Here is a 16,163-nt window from a genome sequence, read left to right as displayed (position 1 = left end):
GCGGCGAACCAGCGTTCTCAAGCATCTGCGCTGCGCCTGCTCGCGTTGGCTGGACGCAACACTGACCCGGGCAATCGCACAGGCCAACGACAGCAATGAACACGGCGCATGGCGGTTCCCGCAGCATGAGGATGCTGCAGCCTCGCCCATCCTGGAGAGCCGAGCCAGTTGCCGCTGTCATGCACGCCAGGTGACAACTGTCACTGGTGGAAGCTGCCGCTGCGGTCGCATGCTGCGCAGCACCTTGCAACAGCGTTGGTCGCGCTACCGTTCATCGCCGCAACCGCTTTGGTGACTTCCGGCAGCTTGCGGCACCGCCCGCGGCCCGTCACATTTCGCGCAGCATCCCGTCCTGGTCATCGATGAATACTTCTGCCGATCTGCTCAAGCAACTGCGCATCGACCGCCAGCGTCCTGCCGCCCCCGAACCTGCACGGCGCGGCGGCTGGATCGTCGCCGCCGTTGTCATCGTCGTGCTGTTGGCGGCCGCGGCGTGGTGGTTCACCCGCCGCCCGGTGGCGAATGTGCAGACCGCAGCAGTAGTGGCGATCAGCGCCGGCAGCAGCAGTGCCTCGGTGCTGGATGCGTCGGGCTATGTGGTGGCGCGGCGCATGGCCACGGTGTCGGCGCAGGTCACCGGCAAGGTGCGCGAGGTGATGATCGAAGAAGGCATGCGCGTCGAACAAGGCCAGGTAATGGCCACGCTCGACCCGCTGGATGCCGATGCGCAGCGCACGCTGTCGGCATCGCAGCTGTCTGCCGCACGCAGCCAGGTCGACAACATGCAGGCGCAACTGGCGGTAGCCAATGCCGATGCCACGCGGCTGCAATCGCTGGTCGGCGCGCAACTGGTCTCGCGCTCGCAGTACGAGCAGGCCACCGCACAACGCGATGCCTTGCGCGCACAGCTGCAGAATGCGCAACGCAACGTGCGCGTGGCATCGGACCAGCTGGCGATCTCGGCGATCCGCTCGGACTTCAACGTGGTGCGTGCGCCGTTTGCCGGCGTGGTCACCGCCAAGGCCGCGCAGCCCGGCGAAATCGTCTCGCCGCTGTCGGCCGGCGGCGGCTTCACCCGCACCGGCATCGGCACCATCGTGGATATGGAATCGCTGGAAATCGAAGTGGAAGTGGGCGAGTCCTACATCGGCCGCGTGCAGCCGAAGATGCCGGTGGAAGCGGTGCTCAACGCGTACCCGGAATGGAAGATTCCCGGTGAGGTGATCGCCATCATTCCCACCGCCGATCGCGGCAAGGCCACGGTGAAGGTGCGCGTGGCGTTCAAGCTCAAGGACCCGCGCATCGTGCCGGAGATGGGCGTGCGGGTGAGCTTTCTGGAACAGGCCAACGCGCAGGAAGCCAGCAAGCCGCAGGGCGTGCGCGTGCCGGGTGCGGCGCTGGTCGAACGCGACACGCGCACGGTCGCGTTCGTGGTTGGCGAGCGCAACACTGTCAGCATGAAGACGGTCACTCCCGGGATGGTGATGGGCGAGGACCGTCAGGTGTTGTCGGGTTTGAGTGCGGGCGACAGCGTGGTGCTGGATCCGCCGCAAGGCCTGAAGGATGGCGACACGGTGGCCGAAGCGGAAGCGGACGCTGCCGAATAACCAGAGGGGCAACCGCGGTCAACGCATGGGCAGCGCCGCCGCTGCGGGGAGCGCAGCGCCCACATGAGCCGTCAGTGGCTTACACGATCGTTGTGCCTGGATGGCGTTGTGATCGCACACAGCGATGTAACCATGAAGCAACGATCGCGCGTCGGTCGTGATCCGTATTCAACATCGTCATCGGCCGTTGCAGAACCAGCCACGCTTCGCTCGCCGCCGCCGTGCGTCGTCAGCCCTGTCGCCCGGTATTTGCACCTGTCGTCATCAAGCCTCGCATCGTCTTGCCGCGTCACCGTCATCGCATCGCCGTGTTGCCGCCTCATGCCATCGCAGTCGCCATGCCGCACCGCTCTCACCTCTTTCCATTGCACCGCCAGGAGTCGCCATGACCGCTCTCGTCAGCTTGCGCAACATCACCAAGACCTACCAACGCGGCCCCGAGCAGGTGCAGGTGCTGCACGGCATCGATCTGGATATCGCCAGCGGCGACTTCGTCGCGTTGATGGGTCCGTCCGGTTCGGGCAAGACCACCTTGCTCAATCTGATCGGCGGCCTGGACAGTCCCAGTGGTGGCGAGATCGAGATCCAGGGTGAGCGTATCGACCGCATGAGCGGCGGCCAGCTCGCGACCTGGCGCAGCCACCACGTCGGCTTCGTGTTCCAGTTCTACAACCTGATGCCGATGCTCACCGCGCAAAAGAATGTGGAGCTGCCGTTGCTGCTCACCGCGCTCAAGGCCGCGCAGCGCAAACGCAATGCGGAAATCGCCCTGACCCTGGTCGGCCTGCAGGAACGCCGTCACCACAAGCCCAGCGAACTGTCCGGCGGCCAGCAGCAGCGCGTGGCGATTGCGCGCGCGATCGTGTCCGACCCCACCTTCCTGATCTGCGACGAACCCACCGGCGATCTGGACCGCCACAACGCCGAGGAGATCCTGCGCCTGCTGCAGGAACTCAATCGCGGACACGGCAAGACCATCGTGATGGTCACCCACGACCCCAAGGCCGCCGAGTACGCCACCCATACCATCCATCTGGACAAGGGCGAGCTGGCCGACGCGCCGGTCGCGCTCTAAAGGAGTGCTGCCATGAAGTATCTCTCGCTGGTGTGGGCGCAGTTGTTCCGCAGCAAGACGCGCACCTTGTTGACGTTGCTGTCGGTGGTGGCGGCATTCCTGCTGTTCGGCATGCTCGATTCGGTGCGCGTGGCCTTCACCTCCGGCGGCAGTGTCAGCGGCGTGAACCGTCTGGTGGTGGCCTCGCGCCTGTCGATCACCCAGTCGCTGCCGATCAGCCTGGAGCCGCAGATCCGCAGCGTGCCGGGCGTGCGCGATGTGACCTCGGCGATGTGGTTCGGCGGCATCTACCGCGACCCGAAGAACTTCTTCCCGAACTTTTCGGTGGCGCCCAATTTCTTCGACGTCTACAGCGAATACGCGCTGCCCAGGGAGCAGTTGAAGGCATTCCAGACCACGCGCACCGGCGCCATCGTCGGCGAGACCCTGGCCAAGGACAATGGCTGGAAGATCGGCGACACCATCCCGCTACAGGCCACCATCTTTCCGCGTGGCGGCAGCAACGACTGGCCGCTGCAGTTGGTCGGCATCTTCCGCATGAAAGACCGCGCGGTGGCGGCCAATCAGGAACGCCAGTTGATGATGAACTGGAAATACTTCGACGAGTCCAACGACTACATCAAGAGCAAGGTCAGCTGGTACACGGTGACGCTGGCTAACGCCGACCAGGCCTCGCGCGTGGCGCAGGCCATCGATGCCTTGTCGGCCAACTCCGATCACGAAACCAAGTCACAGACCGAATCGGCGTTCCAGCAGGCCTTCCTCAAACAGTTCGCCGATATCGGGCTGATCGTCACCTCGATCATGGCGGCGGTGTTCTTCACCTTGCTGCTGCTGACCGGCAACACCATGGCGCAGGCAGTGCGCGAGCGCATACCGGAGTTGGCCACGCTCAAGACGCTGGGCTTTCAGGACCGCACCGTGCTGAGTCTGGTGATGGTCGAATCGGTGTTGTTGATCGGGCTGGGCGGGCTGATCGGCATGGGCCTGGCGGCGCTGGTGATCCCACTGGTGGCCGCACGCAGCGGTGGGGTGATGCCGGTGCAGAGCGTACCGCTGCAGACCTGGTTGGTCGGGCTGGGCCTGATGGCCGGCATCGGCATCGTGGTGGGTGTGCTGCCGGCGCGACGCGCGCAGCGCTTGAAGATCGTCGATGCCCTCGCCGGCCGCTGACAGGAGCACGCAGATGCAAACCAAATGGAAGAACCGTCTCGTCAATCTGCTGTCGGTCGTGGTGCTGGCCGTCGGGTTGGGTGTGTGGATCGCGCTGCCGTGGATCGGCGTGCTGGTCATCGCAGCGTTGCTGGCGGTATGGCTGCTGGTCACACGCAGCGGCCGGCTGTCACTGGCCACCACACGTATCGGCATCGCCACGCTGCCGCAACGCTGGGGTGCCAGCTCGGTGATCGTGGTCGGCATCGCCGGGGTGGTCGGCGTGCTGGTGGCGATGCTGGCGATGGGCCAGGGCTTCCAGGCCACGCTCAACAGCACCGGCGACGACACCACCGCGATTGTGTTGCGCGGCGGCTCGCAGGCCGAGACCAACTCGGTGATCACCCGCGAGCTGGTGCCGCTGATCAACAGCCTGCCCGGCATCGCCGCCGATGCCAGGGGCCGCCCGCTGCTGTCGCCGGAGCTCTCGCAAGTGGTCAACATCGCCTCCAAGTCCGATGGCACCGACGTCAACGCGCAGGTGCGTGGCGTGGGCGAGCAGGCCTGGGCGGTGCACGCCAAGGTCAGGCTGGTGCAGGGCCGGCGCTTCACCACCGGCCTGCGCGAGATCGTGGTCGGCAAGGGCGCGTTGAATCAGTTCCGTGGCTTGGAGCTGGGCAGGACGCTCACCCTGGGCAGCCAGCAATGGACCGTGGTCGGCGTGTTCGCCTCCGGCGATGCGCACGATTCGGAGCTGTGGACCGATGCGCAGACCCTGGCCACCACCTACAACCGCAGCGCCTATCAGTCGATCAGCGTACGCACCACCGGCAAGGCCGGCTTCGGCCAGTTCAAGACCGCCATGGCCGCCGACCCGCGACTCAAACTGGATGTGGAAACCACCCGTGCCTACTACGGCAAACAGGGTGGCGGCTTGAACAGGTTGATCAGCGTGCTGGGCACGGTGATCGGCGCAATCATGGCGGTGGGCGCGGTGTTCGGCGCGCTCAACACCATGTATGCGGCAGTGGCCACGCGGGCGCGCGAGATCGCCACGATGCGCGCAATCGGTTTTCGCGGCACGCCGGTGATCATGGCGCTGATGCTGGAAACCATGCTGCTGGCACTGCTGGGCGGCCTGCTCGGTGGCCTGATCGCCTGGGCCCTCTTCAATGGCTACAGCGTGTCCACGCTGGGCAGCAGCTTCAGCCAGATCGTGTTCCAGTTCAAGGTCTCGCCGGAGCTGCTGTGGAGCGGGCTGAAATGGGCGCTGGGCATCGGCCTGGTCGGCGGGCTGTTTCCGGCCTTGCGCGCGGCGCGGTTGCCGATCACGACGGCGTTGCGTGAGGTGTAAGGCGGGTTGTTGGCCCGCCGGGAATGGGGAATCGGGATTGGGGAATGGTGGCAGCCAAGGCAGAGGGAGTGCGGGTGCTGCGGCTGAACGTATTGCGGGCTGTCATCGTTTTGTCACTGCAGTGCGGTAGATGCGCGGGCCGGGCAGGCCGTAGCCTGCCCGGCCGTTGCATCCATCGATCTTCGCCATGACGCGCCTGATTCTGCTGGCCTGTGCCTGCCTGTGGCTGGCCGGCTGTTCTTCGTCCTCCACCTCGCTCAGCGAGCGCCTGGTTGCACCCGGTGGCACCTCGCCGTTGCTGGATGAAGAGCGTATTGCCGCCACCATCGCCACGGTGCCCAACCGCAGCGGGCATGTGGTCACGCGCGATCAGGTGCCGATCTTCTGGCGCGCGATCGACCCCGGCCAGTACGCCATGCAGTACCGCTATCTCGGCCAGCGCCACGATCCGGCGCATGCGCTGGATGTGGATTTCAGTTTCAAGGTGCCCACCTCGGCCCCAGCGACGCCGCGCGGCACCGTGGTGCTGCTGCATGGCTGGATGATGGATGGCGATTCGCTGCTGCCGTGGTCGCTGGAGCTGGCGCAGGCCGGCTACCGGGTGATTACCATCGACCTGCGCAACCACGGCCATTCCGGCGGTGGTCCCTCCGGTTACGGCACGCGCGAATCCGACGACGTGATCGATGTGCTCGATGCGCTGCAACCACGCGGCGAGATCCGTGGCCCGCTGTACCTGTTCGGCATTTCCTACGGCGCCGCCACCGCGCTGTTCACCGCCGACAAGCTTGGGCCGCGCGTGACCGGCGTGGTGGCGATGGAATCCTTCGCCAACGCCGGGCGCGGCATTCGCGACATGGTGCCGCACCTGCTCGCCAGCCAACCGAACGGCTGGCGTGGGCAGGCGGTGGCCGCGTATGCGCGCTGGCGCTATGCCGACCAGGATCTCGACGCGGTGATCGCCGCCGCCGACCGCCAGCTGCAGCTGGATCTGGACCACGTCGATGTCGCGCACGCCCTGGCCGACACCCGCAGCTGCGTGCTGCTGGTGCATGGCGATGCCGATCAGCACATCCCGGTGGCGCATGGACGTGCGCTGGCGCTGGCCAGCCCGCGCGCGCACTACGTCGAGCTGCCCGGCGAAACCCATCTGAGCCTGCCGCTGCGACTGGATCTGCTGGGCGGGCCGATCGAGCAGTGGCTGGCGCAGACGCAACAGGATCCAAGCCACTGCCCCGCCCCGCAGGCACTGCCGACCTCCACGCTCGCGGTGGCGGCACCGGCATCGGCGCCGCGCGGCTGAGAGCGGCCGACAAACGTCGCGCGCGGTCCTCAGGTGGAAGCGGACTGCACGCTCCGACCGACGTGTACGAATGACATGCCGATGTCGAGCAGCGACTGCGCCTGCACGGCGCTGAGCGCCGTGCTCGTTGGTCGCCCTGCATCCAGACGGAAAGCTGCGCAACGACAGCCTGCCGAATCGCGCAACCGCACTGCTGCCCACCACGCAACGCAGTCGCTGCGCGATCACCCGGAGCGCGCACGACCGATGCTTAGGGAACCACCACAGCCGGCCGCCGCGACCGCCACACGCTATCGCCGACGAACAGCAGCAGCCCGACCCAGATCGCGGCAAATCCAATCGCGCGCGCCTGATCGAACGGCTCGTGGAAGAACCACACGCCCAGCAGCAACTGCAGGCTCGGCGCGATGTACTGCAGGATGCCCACCAGCGACAGCGGAATCCGCCGCACGCCATACGCAAACCCGATCAGCGGCACTGCGGTCAACACGCCGCCGAAGATCAGCAACAGATCGGTGCGCAGGTCCCAGCCGCTCAGGAAGGCGCCGCCATGGCCCTGCTCGCCCCAGCCCGCCAGCAGCAGTGCCGGCACGCACAGATACACGCTTTCCACGCCCAGCCCGGCCACCGGATCCACTGCCACCAGCTTGCGCAGCAGGCCGTAGGCACCGAACGAGAGCGCCAGCCCCAGCGCGATCCACGGCGGTGCACCGGCATCCAGGGTCAGCCACAGCACGCCCACCGCCGCGCATACCACCGCCACCCATTGAATGCGCTGCAGGCGTTCCTTCAGCACCAGCACACCCAGCAACACGCTCAGCAGCGGATTGATGAAGTAACCCAGGCTGGCTTCGATCACATGACCGGCGTTGATCGCCCAGATGTACAGGCCCCAGTTGAACGCGATCGCCACGCTGCTGCCGGCCAGCATCCATAACGCGCGCGGCTGCGCGGCGATGGCGCGCCACCAGCGCAGGCCCGAGGTGGCCAGCAACCACACCACCACCAGCAACGCGCTCCAGACGATGCGGTGCGCGATGATCTGCAGCGACGGCACCGCCTTGAGCAGATGCCAGTACAGCGGCACCAGGCCCCAGATCACAAAGGTCGATGCGGTGATCAGCAGTCCACGACGTGCCTCGATCGGCGAAACCGCCGTCATCGCCGCGCCTTGGCCAGGGTCACCACCAGCACGCCGGACAGGATCACCGCCATCGCGCCGATGTCGTGCGCGCTGAAACGCTCATGCCCCAGCCAGGCGCCCAGCGCCACCGCAATCACCGGGTTGACGTAGGCGTAGCTGCCGGCCAACGCCGGGCGCACGTGATGCAGCAGCCACACGTAGGCGGTAAACGCCACGATCGAGCCGAATACGCACAGGTAGGCCACGGCCAGCAGCCCCTGCGATGTCGGCAGGCTCTGGGGCCGCTCGCCGATCAGCAGGCCGGTGCCGACCAGCAACACGCCGCCGCATAGCATCTGCCCGGCGGCGGTCATGAACGGCGAAGGCAGGTCGCGTCCGCGCGACCACACCGAGCCGAATGCCCAGCCGATCGGCGCGATCAGCAACAACACCAGCCCACCCGGCGTGGCGGTCAGGCTGCTGCCGGCATTGAGCCAGACCACGCCCAGAAAACCGATCACGATGCCCAGCCATTCGCCACGGCTGGCGTGCTGCCCGCGCAAGGCACCGAACAAGGCCATCCACAGCGGCACCGACGCCACCGACGTGGCGGCCAGGCCGGACGACACGCTGCGCTCGGCCAGCACCACCATGCCGTTGCCCAGCAGCAACAAGGCCGCGCCCATCACCGCCACGTTCTTCCACTGCGCGCGCGTCGGCGCAACCACACCGCGCCAGCGCAGCACCGCATACAGCACCGTGCCGGCCACGATAAAGCGCGCCCCGGACACCATGGTCAGCGGTAGCGCACCGCCTTCCAACGCAAAGCGGATCGCCAGATAGGTCGAGCCCCACACCACATAGACCAGCAACAAAGCGACAACGACCAGGCCGCTGCGCGCGGGCGCAGCAGCATCGTGTGAAGAGGACATCGGAGATTGCCAAGTGCAGCGGAAGCTTCAATTCTAGATCACCTGCCCACGCCAACGGCGTACGCCCTCAACCGCCTGCCGCGTTATGGTGCGCATGGATCCTCGGCCCGGAGTGCCTATGCAGCGTCGCGTCACCTGGTTGACCTTGGCCGCCCTGACCGTGCTATCGGCCAGTGCGTCGGCGCGCGTCCCCGAACCCTGGGAACCCAGCGGACGCAAACTTCTCGAGGCCGGGCTGGACGGTTCGTTGGCGCCGGAGATCGCGCCCGAACAAGCCGAACTCAAGGTCATGCTCTCGGCAAACCGCGCCGGCGCTTACCTGCTCGGTGTCGCCAGCAGCAGCTACCGCACGCACTGGTGCATGCCGGCCGGCAAACGCGGCACGCCGGATCTGCCGGCGATCATCAGCGATATCGGCGCGCTACCCGATGCGCGCCTGGACGAAGCCGCACCCGCGTTGATCGTACAGGCGCTGGCCAAGCGCTATCCGTGCCGCAAATAGCCGCGCGGCCGCCGGAAGCCAGTTGGACGAACCGCCACGCAACGGCCGGATGCAGTGAACGCGCGCATCGCCGGTCGCTCGACGCCCGCGCTTGAAACGCCAGACGTCCGCTCACCGCTGACCCTACTTGCGTGCGGCATCGCTGCTGGCGCGGATCGCCTTGAACTCCGAGCCGTCCTGCCAGCTCGGCCACTGCCGGCCGTTGGCCAGCGCCACGCCCACGTCGTAGACCAGGGTGGTGTCGGCCGCGTGGCCGCTGGCGTCCCATTGCGGGGTCCAGCGGTCGCAGGGCTGGTGATAGCACTCGGCAAAATACTTGTCGCGCAGCGCCTTGCCGGCCGCCACGCCGCCTTCGAGCATGTCCAGACCGGGGCCTGCGGTGATCGCCGGCACGCCCATGCGTGCAAAGGCGAAATGGTCGGCGCGGTAGAAAAAGCCCGCTTCCAGATTCGGGTCCGGCGAATAGCTGCGACCGCGCGCCTTGGCGGCCGTTTCCAGATCGCCTTCCAGCGACACCCGTCCGCGTCCCCACGAGGCGATATCGCGCGTGGGGCCATCGGGGCTGAACATCTCCATGTTGAGCACCGCCACGGTCTTGTCCAATGGCGCCAGCGGATGGGCGGCGTAATAATTGGCGCCGAGCAGGCCCTTCTCTTCCGCCGTCAACGCGATGAAATACAGCGTGCGCTGCGGCTTGGGGCCGGCGGCGAACACGCGTGCCAGCTCCAGCACGCTGGCCACGCCGGTGGCGTTGTCCACCGCGCCACGCCGTACCGTGTCGCCGTCGGCATCGGCCTTGCCCACGCCGAACGCATCCCAGTGCGCGGAGAAGATCACCGTCTCGTCCGGATGTCGGCTGCCGGTGAGCTTGGCCACCACGTTGTGCGTGACCACGCGCTCGCGCTTGAGCTTGAAGTCTACCGACAGCGTCGCATCGCCCAACGCCATCGGTGCGAAATCGCGCTGCTGCGCGCGCTGCTTGGCCTGCGCAAAATCCAGCCCGGCGCGCTGGAACAGCGACACCGCCAATGCCTGCTGCACCCAGCCACGCACCGGTACGTGCTGCGCCTTCGCATCGGCATCGCTGCGTTCGATATCGAACAACGGCGACAGGCCCGAACTCTGCACCGTCGCCCAGCCGTACGCGGCCGGCGCGGTCTCGTGCACGATCAACACGCCGGCGGCCCCGCGACGCGCAGCCTCTTCGTACTTGTAGGTCCAGCGACCGTAATAGGTCACCGCCTTGCCATCGAATGCGCCAGGCTGGCTGGATTCAAAGTCGGCATCGTTGATCAGCACCACCGCGATCTTGCCGCGCAGGTCCACGCCCTTGTAGTCGTCCCACTGCCGCTCCGGCGCGCTGATGCCGTAGCCCACGAACACCAGCGGTGCATTCTTCAAGCTCACCGCGTCCTGCGGACGCAGGCTCTGCAGGGTCACATCGCTGCCATTGACCAGCGCCTGGGTCTTGCCGCCGACACGCAGGCTGGCGCGCACCGGGCCATCGACCTGGGCGCGTACCAACGGCACTGCCTGGGTCCAACCGCCCTGCTCGCCACCCGGCTGCAGGCCGCCAGCCTTGAACTGCTCGACCAGGTAATCGACCGTGCGCTGCTCGCCGGCACTGGCCGGCGCCCGGCCCTCGAACTCGTCCGATGCCAGCAGGCGCACATGCCGCGACAGCGCTTCGGCATCGATGCCGCCGCCGGGCAGATCGTTGGCGGCCTGCGCCACGCCTCCCACGAACAGGCAGGCGGACAACAACAGGATGCGCATCGGATTCACGGCATGGCCTTGCAACAGATAGATGACACACAGTTTACAAGCGCGCCCCCGCCACGGGACAACAGACACGCTTTCAATACGCAACCTGCAAACGTCTCGTCTGCCACCGCAGGCCGAGCAACACGCTTTCAAGAAAGCAGCCGACCAACTTCCTGGTGCGGTGTCCTCGCCGCTTGCGGGGCCGTGTGGCGGCATGGATGCCGCCACCGAGCCCCAGGGACGGGTTCACGGCGTGTCCCGCAAGCGGTGAGGGCACCCCGCGCTCGACTGACGCGGCTTTTGACTGTCGCCGAACGACGATACGACTCGCTGCAGCGTTCGAGCGAGTGGGGGCGCACCCGCTCCAGTAGCGCTAATTCGTACGCGTCGCGCGATCCAGCCAGCACGCCAGGCCCTGCGCGTTGAGTTCGATATCGGTGCCCAGCAACTGCGCCACGCGCGCATCGTCCAGCCGGCAGCCGTGCAGGCGGGCGCGCTGCAGATACAGCTCGCTCAACGCCGCCACCATGCAGCGATGGCGGTCCGCACGCTGCGCGCAGTCCAGCGCGATGGCTGTCATCGCATGGATCTGCTCGACCAGCGCCTGCGCCAGTGGCGCCGGCGATTCGACCCGGCCGTAATGGGTGAGATACATCGCCCGCGGCGCAGTCTCCATCAGCCGCGCGATCGAGTGCAGCATCGCCTCCGGCTCGAATTGCACCGGCGAGGAGGTCGGCAGGATGAAGGCGCCTTGCGCGCTATCGAGCTGGCGATACGACAGGCCGAAGGTGTCGCCGGTGAACCAGCTGCGGCTGCGCGCATCCCACACGCACAGATGATGCCGTGCGTGGCCCGGCGTCTCGATGGTGCGCAGCGCGCGCTCGCCCAGCATCACGGTCTGTCCGTCGGCCGCTTCCACCACGCGCTCGGCCGGCACCGGCACGATCGCGCCGTAACTGCGCGCCATTTCCGCCTCGCCATACACCGCCGTGGCACCGGCGATCAGTCGGGCGGGGTCGATCATGTGCGGCGCGCCGCGCGGATGCACCAGCACCCGCGCATTGGGCAGGTGCTGCAGCAAGGCCCCCGCGCCACCGGCGTGATCCAGATGCACGTGGGTCAGGATCAGCCAGTCTACCTGCGCCGACGTCAACCCGGCCGATCGCAACGCGGCCAGCATCTGCGGCACCGACAACGAAGTACCACAATCGACGAAGGCGCCGCGTTGCGCCTCGACGATCAGGTACGCCGCATCGAACTGCACACCGCCAAAGCCGGTGTCGATGGTCTGGATGCTGGAATCGGCGGTCGCTGTCATTGCTCCCCCACGGCTATGCGAGAGGCCACAGTCTAGCCACCGGCTTCACGGGTGTCGTTACGCCTCGCGCAACACGCGCATCGCCGCCAGGATCACGTCCGCATCCGCCTGCGCATGCACGCCCGGCAATTGCAGGTCGCTGCCCTGCTCGGCCTGCTTCAGCCGGGCAATCAGCTGACCCGCATCGCGTGGCGAGGCGAAACCATCGCTCTGCAGCAGCAACGCACCGGCACCATCGTTGAACTTGAAATAGAACTGCCCATCGCTCTCGCGGTATTGCTTGAACACCGGCGGCGCACTCTTCTCGCCCACCGGCGTCGCAGCCGCATCGCCTTGGCTGGACAGATCGCGCAGGCCCACCGCAGCACGCAGCTCGGCCAGAAACGGCGTGGCGTAGCGCGCGCGCAGACGTGCGCCACCGGCGCGCAGAATCTCCTCGATCTTGGCCGGCTCGGCCATCAGCGCTTCATAACGCGTGCGCAGCGGTGCGATCTCCTGATCGATCCGCTCGAACAGCTGCTGCTTGGCATCGCCCCAGCCGATGCCATCGGCAAAGGCCTGCGCAAAGGCCGCCGTTTCCTGCGGCGTGGCGAAGGCCTGATACAGCTGGAACAACGCCGACCCCTGGGTGTCCTTGGCCTGGCCCGGCGCGCGCGAATCGGTGAGGATGGAGAACACCAGCTTGCGCAATTCCTCGCGCGGGGCGAACAGCGGAATCGTGTTGCCGTAGCTCTTGCTCATCTTGCGGCCGTCCAGACCCGGCAACGTCGAGACCTGCTCGTCGATCACCGCCTCGGGCAGGGCGAAAAAGTCGCGGCCATACACGTGATTGAAGCGCTGGGCGAAATCGCGCGCCATCTCGATATGCTGGATCTGGTCGCGTCCCACCGGCACCTTGTGCGCGTTGAAGATCAGGATGTCTGCGGCCATCAACACCGGATACATGAACAAGCCGGCGGTCACGCCCGCATCGTCGTCTTCGCCGTCGGCGCGATTCTTGTCCACCGCCGCCTTGTAGGCATGCGCGCGGTTGAGGATGCCCTTGCCGGCCACGCAGGTCAGCAGCCACAGCAACTCGGTGGTCTCCGGCACATCGGACTGGCGATAGAACCACACCGTTTCCGGGTCCAGGCCGCAGGCCAGCCAGCTGGCCGCGATCTCCAGCGTGGAGCGTTGCGTCCGCACCGGGTCCTGCGCCTTGATCAGGCTATGCAGGTCGGCCAGGAAATAGAAGCTTTCCGCATCGGCAGCCGCACTGGCCTGGATGGCCGGGCGGATCGCACCGACGTAATTGCCCAGATGCGGGGTGCCGGAGGTGGTGATGCCGGTAAGGACGCGAGTGGTCATCTGCGTAAGGCCAGGGAGTCAGCACGCAAGTTTAGCGGTTCCGTGCCCCTGGCATGAACGCGACCGCGTTTGATGGCTGCTGCTTGCCGGCAGCGGCGGCGGACGCGCAACGGGCCGCATCGAGCGGCCCGTCGTGTGCAGTTCGCGCTCACCACGACGGGTGGGCGCGATTGCGCGGCAGCGTCAGGTGTCGTCGCGCAACGACTTTTCGAAGGCACGCACTTCGGTCTGGGCGCGGTCGCGATCCCAGCCGTAACGTTCCTGGAGCTTGCCCTGCAGATATTCGGCATTGCCTTCGGCAACCTTGAAATCGTCGTCGGTGAGGTCGCCCCACTTGGCCTGCGCCTTGCCCTTGAGCTGGGTCCACTTGCCGGAAATGATGTCAGTGTTCATTGCGTCGACTCCGCTGATGCGGCCGCGATTGACCGTCTGCGCAGGTTGCCCATGGCGCCGTTCGCTGTAGATCAAAAGCCGTCAAACCCGCACTCACCGCACTGAACGGTTGCTACGCTTACGGCGCACTTCTGTCGCATTGGCGGTGCCTTCGCAGTGCCCAGCACCTTATTGCGCAGCCCTACTTGCGCAAAAACGTCGGGCAAAAAAAAAACGGGCCTTGCGGCCCGTTTTTCTGCATGCAGCGCTAGATTACTTGCGCGCAGCGTCTTCCACCTTCTCGCCAGCGCCCTGCACGTCCTTGCCGGCACCTGCGACGGTGTTGCAACCCGACAGCATACCGACCGACAACACCGACAGTACCAGCAGCACAATTGCACGCTTCATAACAGACTCCTTCGTGGGTAAAGCGGCGGCTTGCCGCAGATCAATCAAATCAAACAACTAGGATGAAACAAAACGCAAGGATCAGCACTTACCGTCGCTGCAATTGTCGGCCTTCTTTTCGACCTTCTCGCCTGCACCCTGCATGTCCTTGCCGGCGCCAGCCATGGTATTGCAGCCAGTCATCACGCCCGCCGAAAACAGGCCCAGTACCATCAGTGTCAACAATCGCTTCATCGGTCTTCCTCAGTTCTGCGTTCGGTGCACACGCACCGTGTCTGGCGCCAAATCTGACTGCGCGGCCGTGGATTTGATGTGAACGTGGCGTGCTGCGTTCAGCCATCGATCAATCTCGCATCAGTGTCGACTTGCCGAACAGGCTCTCGACCAGATCCACCGCCAGCTCCGCCGTGGCGTTGCGGTTGTCCAGCACCGGATTGAGCTCGACGATGTCCAGCGACCCCATGCGCCCGGTATCGGCGATCATCTCCATCACCAGCTGCGCCTCGCGGTAATTGGGCCCACCGGGCACGGTGGTACCCACGCCCGGTGCGATGCTGGGGTCGAGGAAATCCACATCGAAGCTCACATGCAGATGGGTGTCCTCGCTCATGCCCTGCAAGGCGGTCTCCATGGTGCGCTTCATGCCGGCCTCGTCGATGTAACGCATGTCGTAGACATCGATGCGGTGCTGCTTGATCAGGCGCTTTTCCTCCGGGTCCACCGAGCGGATGCCGATTTGCCGCACCTGCTCGGGCAGCAGCGCCGGCGCACTGCCGCCCAGATGCGTCAACGCCTGCGGGCCCAGCCCGCACAGGCAGGCCACCGGCATGCCGTGCACGTTGCCCGACGGCGTCACCTCGCTGGTATTGAAGTCCGAGTGTGCATCCAGCCACAGCACCCGTAGCGGGCGTTGCTGCTCGCGGCAGTATTTGGCCACTGCGGTGATCGAGCCGATGCCCAGGCAATGGTCGCCACCGAGCATGATCGGCATGCGGCCGGCGCGCAGCTGCGCATAGCTGGCCTCCATCAGCGCCTGGTTCCAGGCCACCACCTCGTCCAGATGCCGGTAGCCGGCCTGCGGGGCCTGCCAGGGATTGCGCGGGCCATCCAGATTGCCCAGATCGCGCACCTCCACGCCGCGGCCGATCAAGGCCTCCTGCAACCCGGCGATGCGCAGCGCCTCCGGTCCCATCCGCGCACCACGGTGGCCGGCACCGATATCGGTGGGAACGCCAATCAGGGAAACCGGCACGTACTGCGTCGCCATGCATTGCTCCAGCATCGAGAAAGCGCTGGAGTCTAATCGCCGGCTCGCGCACTGACGCGCGGCAGCGCAGCACGGCGCAGGCCGTGCGCCACCCATCGCGCAATCGCATCTGCCACTGCTGCAATCGAAAGTGCGGCCGGTACTGCATGGCGGGCACTCGTCGGACCGGTGCGGACGGCAGGCGCGGCAAGTCTGGCGGTGGGCATCACCATGACCGACAACATGCAGGACTTTTTGCTGCCGCCGTTCCGCGATGCCCTGGTCGCCGAAGACTTCCTCATCCCGGTCATGCGCGTGGATGCGCGCTCGGCCACCCAGATCACGTTCCTGGTGAAGTCGCTGCTGTCCTATCGTTACATCTCGGCAACCAACTGATCGGCCACGCGCATGGCGCATGCCGATGTGGCCGGCGCACAAGACAAAACAAGGAATCCGGTCACGACGGTGCCTGATAGGGCGTCACGCGGGGGATGCCGCCTCTAGGGTGGCGGCGACGCGTCCATCTTCCTTGATGCCAGACACGCGACGCGAACGTCGTACATTCGAGCGCCTTGCCTGACTTGTTCAGTATGGCGCGCGACCGGAAGCCTGGACATCGGGACGTTCCCGACATCGCGCAGGACATACCGGTCATACGGC

Annotated in this window: 15 protein-coding genes and 1 pseudogene; 7 read left to right on the top strand and 9 right to left on the bottom strand. The window is 66.3% G+C overall.

What is annotated here, in order from left to right; all coding sequences use genetic code 11:
- Positions 1-362: 362 nt before the first annotated feature.
- The 5 genes from XaplCFBP3123_RS16325 to XaplCFBP3123_RS16305 all read left to right on the top strand — a co-directional run bounded on the left by XaplCFBP3123_RS16325 (position 363) and on the right by XaplCFBP3123_RS16305 (position 6,491).
- Positions 363-1,607, top strand: coding sequence for an efflux RND transporter periplasmic adaptor subunit (locus tag XaplCFBP3123_RS16325; RefSeq protein ID WP_172453319.1), 1,245 nt, complete (start codon positions 363-365; stop codon positions 1,605-1,607).
- A gap of 385 nt (positions 1,608-1,992) precedes the next feature.
- Positions 1,993-2,682 (top strand): ABC transporter ATP-binding protein, encoded by a 690-nt coding sequence (locus XaplCFBP3123_RS16320; RefSeq protein WP_104534969.1) that lies wholly within the window; start codon positions 1,993-1,995, stop codon positions 2,680-2,682.
- 12 nt (positions 2,683-2,694) lie between these two features.
- Positions 2,695-3,855 (top strand): ABC transporter permease, encoded by a 1,161-nt coding sequence (locus tag XaplCFBP3123_RS16315; RefSeq protein ID WP_104534968.1) that lies wholly within the window; start codon positions 2,695-2,697, stop codon positions 3,853-3,855.
- Between the two features lie 13 nt (positions 3,856-3,868).
- Complete coding sequence (locus XaplCFBP3123_RS16310) at positions 3,869-5,188, top strand: ABC transporter permease (RefSeq protein ID WP_104534967.1); 1,320 nt, start codon at positions 3,869-3,871, stop codon at positions 5,186-5,188.
- Positions 5,189-5,375: 187 nt separating this feature from the next.
- A complete protein-coding gene (locus XaplCFBP3123_RS16305) occupies positions 5,376-6,491 on the top strand; it encodes an alpha/beta fold hydrolase (RefSeq protein WP_104534966.1) in 1,116 nt (371 codons plus the stop codon).
- A gap of 250 nt (positions 6,492-6,741) precedes the next feature.
- Here XaplCFBP3123_RS16305 and rarD read toward each other — a convergent pair whose 3' ends face one another.
- Positions 6,742-7,653, bottom strand: a complete 912-nt coding sequence (rarD, locus tag XaplCFBP3123_RS16300; protein ID WP_104534965.1) for an EamA family transporter RarD — start codon at positions 7,651-7,653, stop codon at positions 6,742-6,744.
- The gene (yedA, locus tag XaplCFBP3123_RS16295; protein ID WP_104534964.1) at positions 7,650-8,546 is read right to left on the bottom strand and encodes a drug/metabolite exporter YedA; all 897 of its coding nucleotides are present in this window, start codon (positions 8,544-8,546) and stop codon (positions 7,650-7,652) included. The genes rarD and yedA overlap by 4 nt, the downstream gene beginning before the upstream one ends.
- 85 nt (positions 8,547-8,631) lie before the next feature.
- Between yedA and XaplCFBP3123_RS16290 the strand changes: the two genes are divergently transcribed.
- A complete protein-coding gene (locus tag XaplCFBP3123_RS16290) occupies positions 8,632-9,048 on the top strand; it encodes a Rap1a/Tai family immunity protein (RefSeq protein WP_104534963.1) in 417 nt (138 codons plus the stop codon).
- A gap of 123 nt (positions 9,049-9,171) precedes the next feature.
- On the opposite strand, the gene XaplCFBP3123_RS16285 is transcribed toward XaplCFBP3123_RS16290, so the two are convergent.
- From XaplCFBP3123_RS16285 to rocF, 7 genes are all read right to left on the bottom strand, one after another.
- On the bottom strand, positions 9,172-10,824 hold the full coding sequence (locus XaplCFBP3123_RS16285; RefSeq protein WP_429001636.1) for a M28 family metallopeptidase: 1,653 nt from the start codon (positions 10,822-10,824) through the stop codon (positions 9,172-9,174).
- 361 nt (positions 10,825-11,185) lie between these two features.
- Positions 11,186-12,130, bottom strand: a complete 945-nt coding sequence (locus XaplCFBP3123_RS16280) for an MBL fold metallo-hydrolase (protein ID WP_104534962.1) — start codon at positions 12,128-12,130, stop codon at positions 11,186-11,188.
- 57 nt (positions 12,131-12,187) lie between these two features.
- Positions 12,188-13,477: a tryptophan--tRNA ligase gene (locus XaplCFBP3123_RS16275; protein WP_104534961.1), complete on the bottom strand. Its 1,290-nt coding sequence runs from the start codon at positions 13,475-13,477 to the stop codon at positions 12,188-12,190.
- A 183-nt stretch (positions 13,478-13,660) separates the two neighbouring features.
- Positions 13,661-13,870, bottom strand: a complete 210-nt coding sequence (locus tag XaplCFBP3123_RS16270) for a CsbD family protein (RefSeq protein WP_016904514.1) — start codon at positions 13,868-13,870, stop codon at positions 13,661-13,663.
- Between the two features lie 252 nt (positions 13,871-14,122).
- Complete coding sequence (locus tag XaplCFBP3123_RS16265) at positions 14,123-14,257, bottom strand: entericidin A/B family lipoprotein (protein WP_016904515.1); 135 nt, start codon at positions 14,255-14,257, stop codon at positions 14,123-14,125.
- Between the two features lie 81 nt (positions 14,258-14,338).
- Positions 14,339-14,491, bottom strand: a complete 153-nt coding sequence (locus XaplCFBP3123_RS16260; RefSeq protein ID WP_006451340.1) for an entericidin A/B family lipoprotein — start codon at positions 14,489-14,491, stop codon at positions 14,339-14,341.
- A gap of 109 nt (positions 14,492-14,600) precedes the next feature.
- Positions 14,601-15,524 (bottom strand): arginase, encoded by a 924-nt coding sequence (gene rocF / locus XaplCFBP3123_RS16255; protein ID WP_104535042.1) that lies wholly within the window; start codon positions 15,522-15,524, stop codon positions 14,601-14,603.
- Positions 15,525-15,701: 177 nt separating this feature from the next.
- Here rocF and XaplCFBP3123_RS16250 point away from each other — a divergent pair.
- Positions 15,702-15,899: pseudogene (locus XaplCFBP3123_RS16250) on the top strand (GTP-binding protein); the annotation flags it as partial.
- Between the last annotated feature and the right edge of the window lie 264 nt (positions 15,900-16,163).

This window comes from Xanthomonas arboricola pv. populi (genome assembly GCF_002939945.1).
In the GTDB taxonomy this organism is placed as follows: domain Bacteria; phylum Pseudomonadota; class Gammaproteobacteria; order Xanthomonadales; family Xanthomonadaceae; genus Xanthomonas; species Xanthomonas arboricola_A.
The sequence above is the reverse complement of the archived record's forward strand: the minus strand, read 5'-3'. Positions and strand labels throughout refer to the sequence as shown.

What these genes read in the sequence shown, in the direction of transcription:
- XaplCFBP3123_RS16325 (WP_172453319.1), top strand. Translation starts at nt 363, where the DNA reads ATGAATACTTCTGCCGATCTGCTCAAGCAACTGCGCATCGACCGCCAG.
- XaplCFBP3123_RS16320 (WP_104534969.1), top strand. Translation starts at nt 1,993, where the DNA reads ATGACCGCTCTCGTCAGCTTGCGCAACATCACCAAGACCTACCAACGC.
- XaplCFBP3123_RS16315 (WP_104534968.1), top strand. Translation starts at nt 2,695, where the DNA reads ATGAAGTATCTCTCGCTGGTGTGGGCGCAGTTGTTCCGCAGCAAGACG.
- XaplCFBP3123_RS16310 (WP_104534967.1), top strand. Translation starts at nt 3,869, where the DNA reads ATGCAAACCAAATGGAAGAACCGTCTCGTCAATCTGCTGTCGGTCGTG.
- XaplCFBP3123_RS16305 (WP_104534966.1), top strand. Translation starts at nt 5,376, where the DNA reads ATGACGCGCCTGATTCTGCTGGCCTGTGCCTGCCTGTGGCTGGCCGGC.
- rarD (WP_104534965.1), bottom strand. Translation starts at nt 7,653, where the DNA reads ATGACGGCGGTTTCGCCGATCGAGGCACGTCGTGGACTGCTGATCACC.
- yedA (WP_104534964.1), bottom strand. Translation starts at nt 8,546, where the DNA reads ATGTCCTCTTCACACGATGCTGCTGCGCCCGCGCGCAGCGGCCTGGTC.
- XaplCFBP3123_RS16290 (WP_104534963.1), top strand. Translation starts at nt 8,632, where the DNA reads ATGGTGCGCATGGATCCTCGGCCCGGAGTGCCTATGCAGCGTCGCGTC.
- XaplCFBP3123_RS16285 (WP_429001636.1), bottom strand. Translation starts at nt 10,824, where the DNA reads ATGCGCATCCTGTTGTTGTCCGCCTGCCTGTTCGTGGGAGGCGTGGCG.
- XaplCFBP3123_RS16280 (WP_104534962.1), bottom strand. Translation starts at nt 12,130, where the DNA reads ATGACAGCGACCGCCGATTCCAGCATCCAGACCATCGACACCGGCTTT.
- XaplCFBP3123_RS16275 (WP_104534961.1), bottom strand. Translation starts at nt 13,477, where the DNA reads ATGACCACTCGCGTCCTTACCGGCATCACCACCTCCGGCACCCCGCAT.
- XaplCFBP3123_RS16270 (WP_016904514.1), bottom strand. Translation starts at nt 13,870, where the DNA reads ATGAACACTGACATCATTTCCGGCAAGTGGACCCAGCTCAAGGGCAAG.
- XaplCFBP3123_RS16265 (WP_016904515.1), bottom strand. Translation starts at nt 14,257, where the DNA reads ATGAAGCGTGCAATTGTGCTGCTGGTACTGTCGGTGTTGTCGGTCGGT.
- XaplCFBP3123_RS16260 (WP_006451340.1), bottom strand. Translation starts at nt 14,491, where the DNA reads ATGAAGCGATTGTTGACACTGATGGTACTGGGCCTGTTTTCGGCGGGC.
- rocF (WP_104535042.1), bottom strand. Translation starts at nt 15,524, where the DNA reads ATGGCGACGCAGTACGTGCCGGTTTCCCTGATTGGCGTTCCCACCGAT.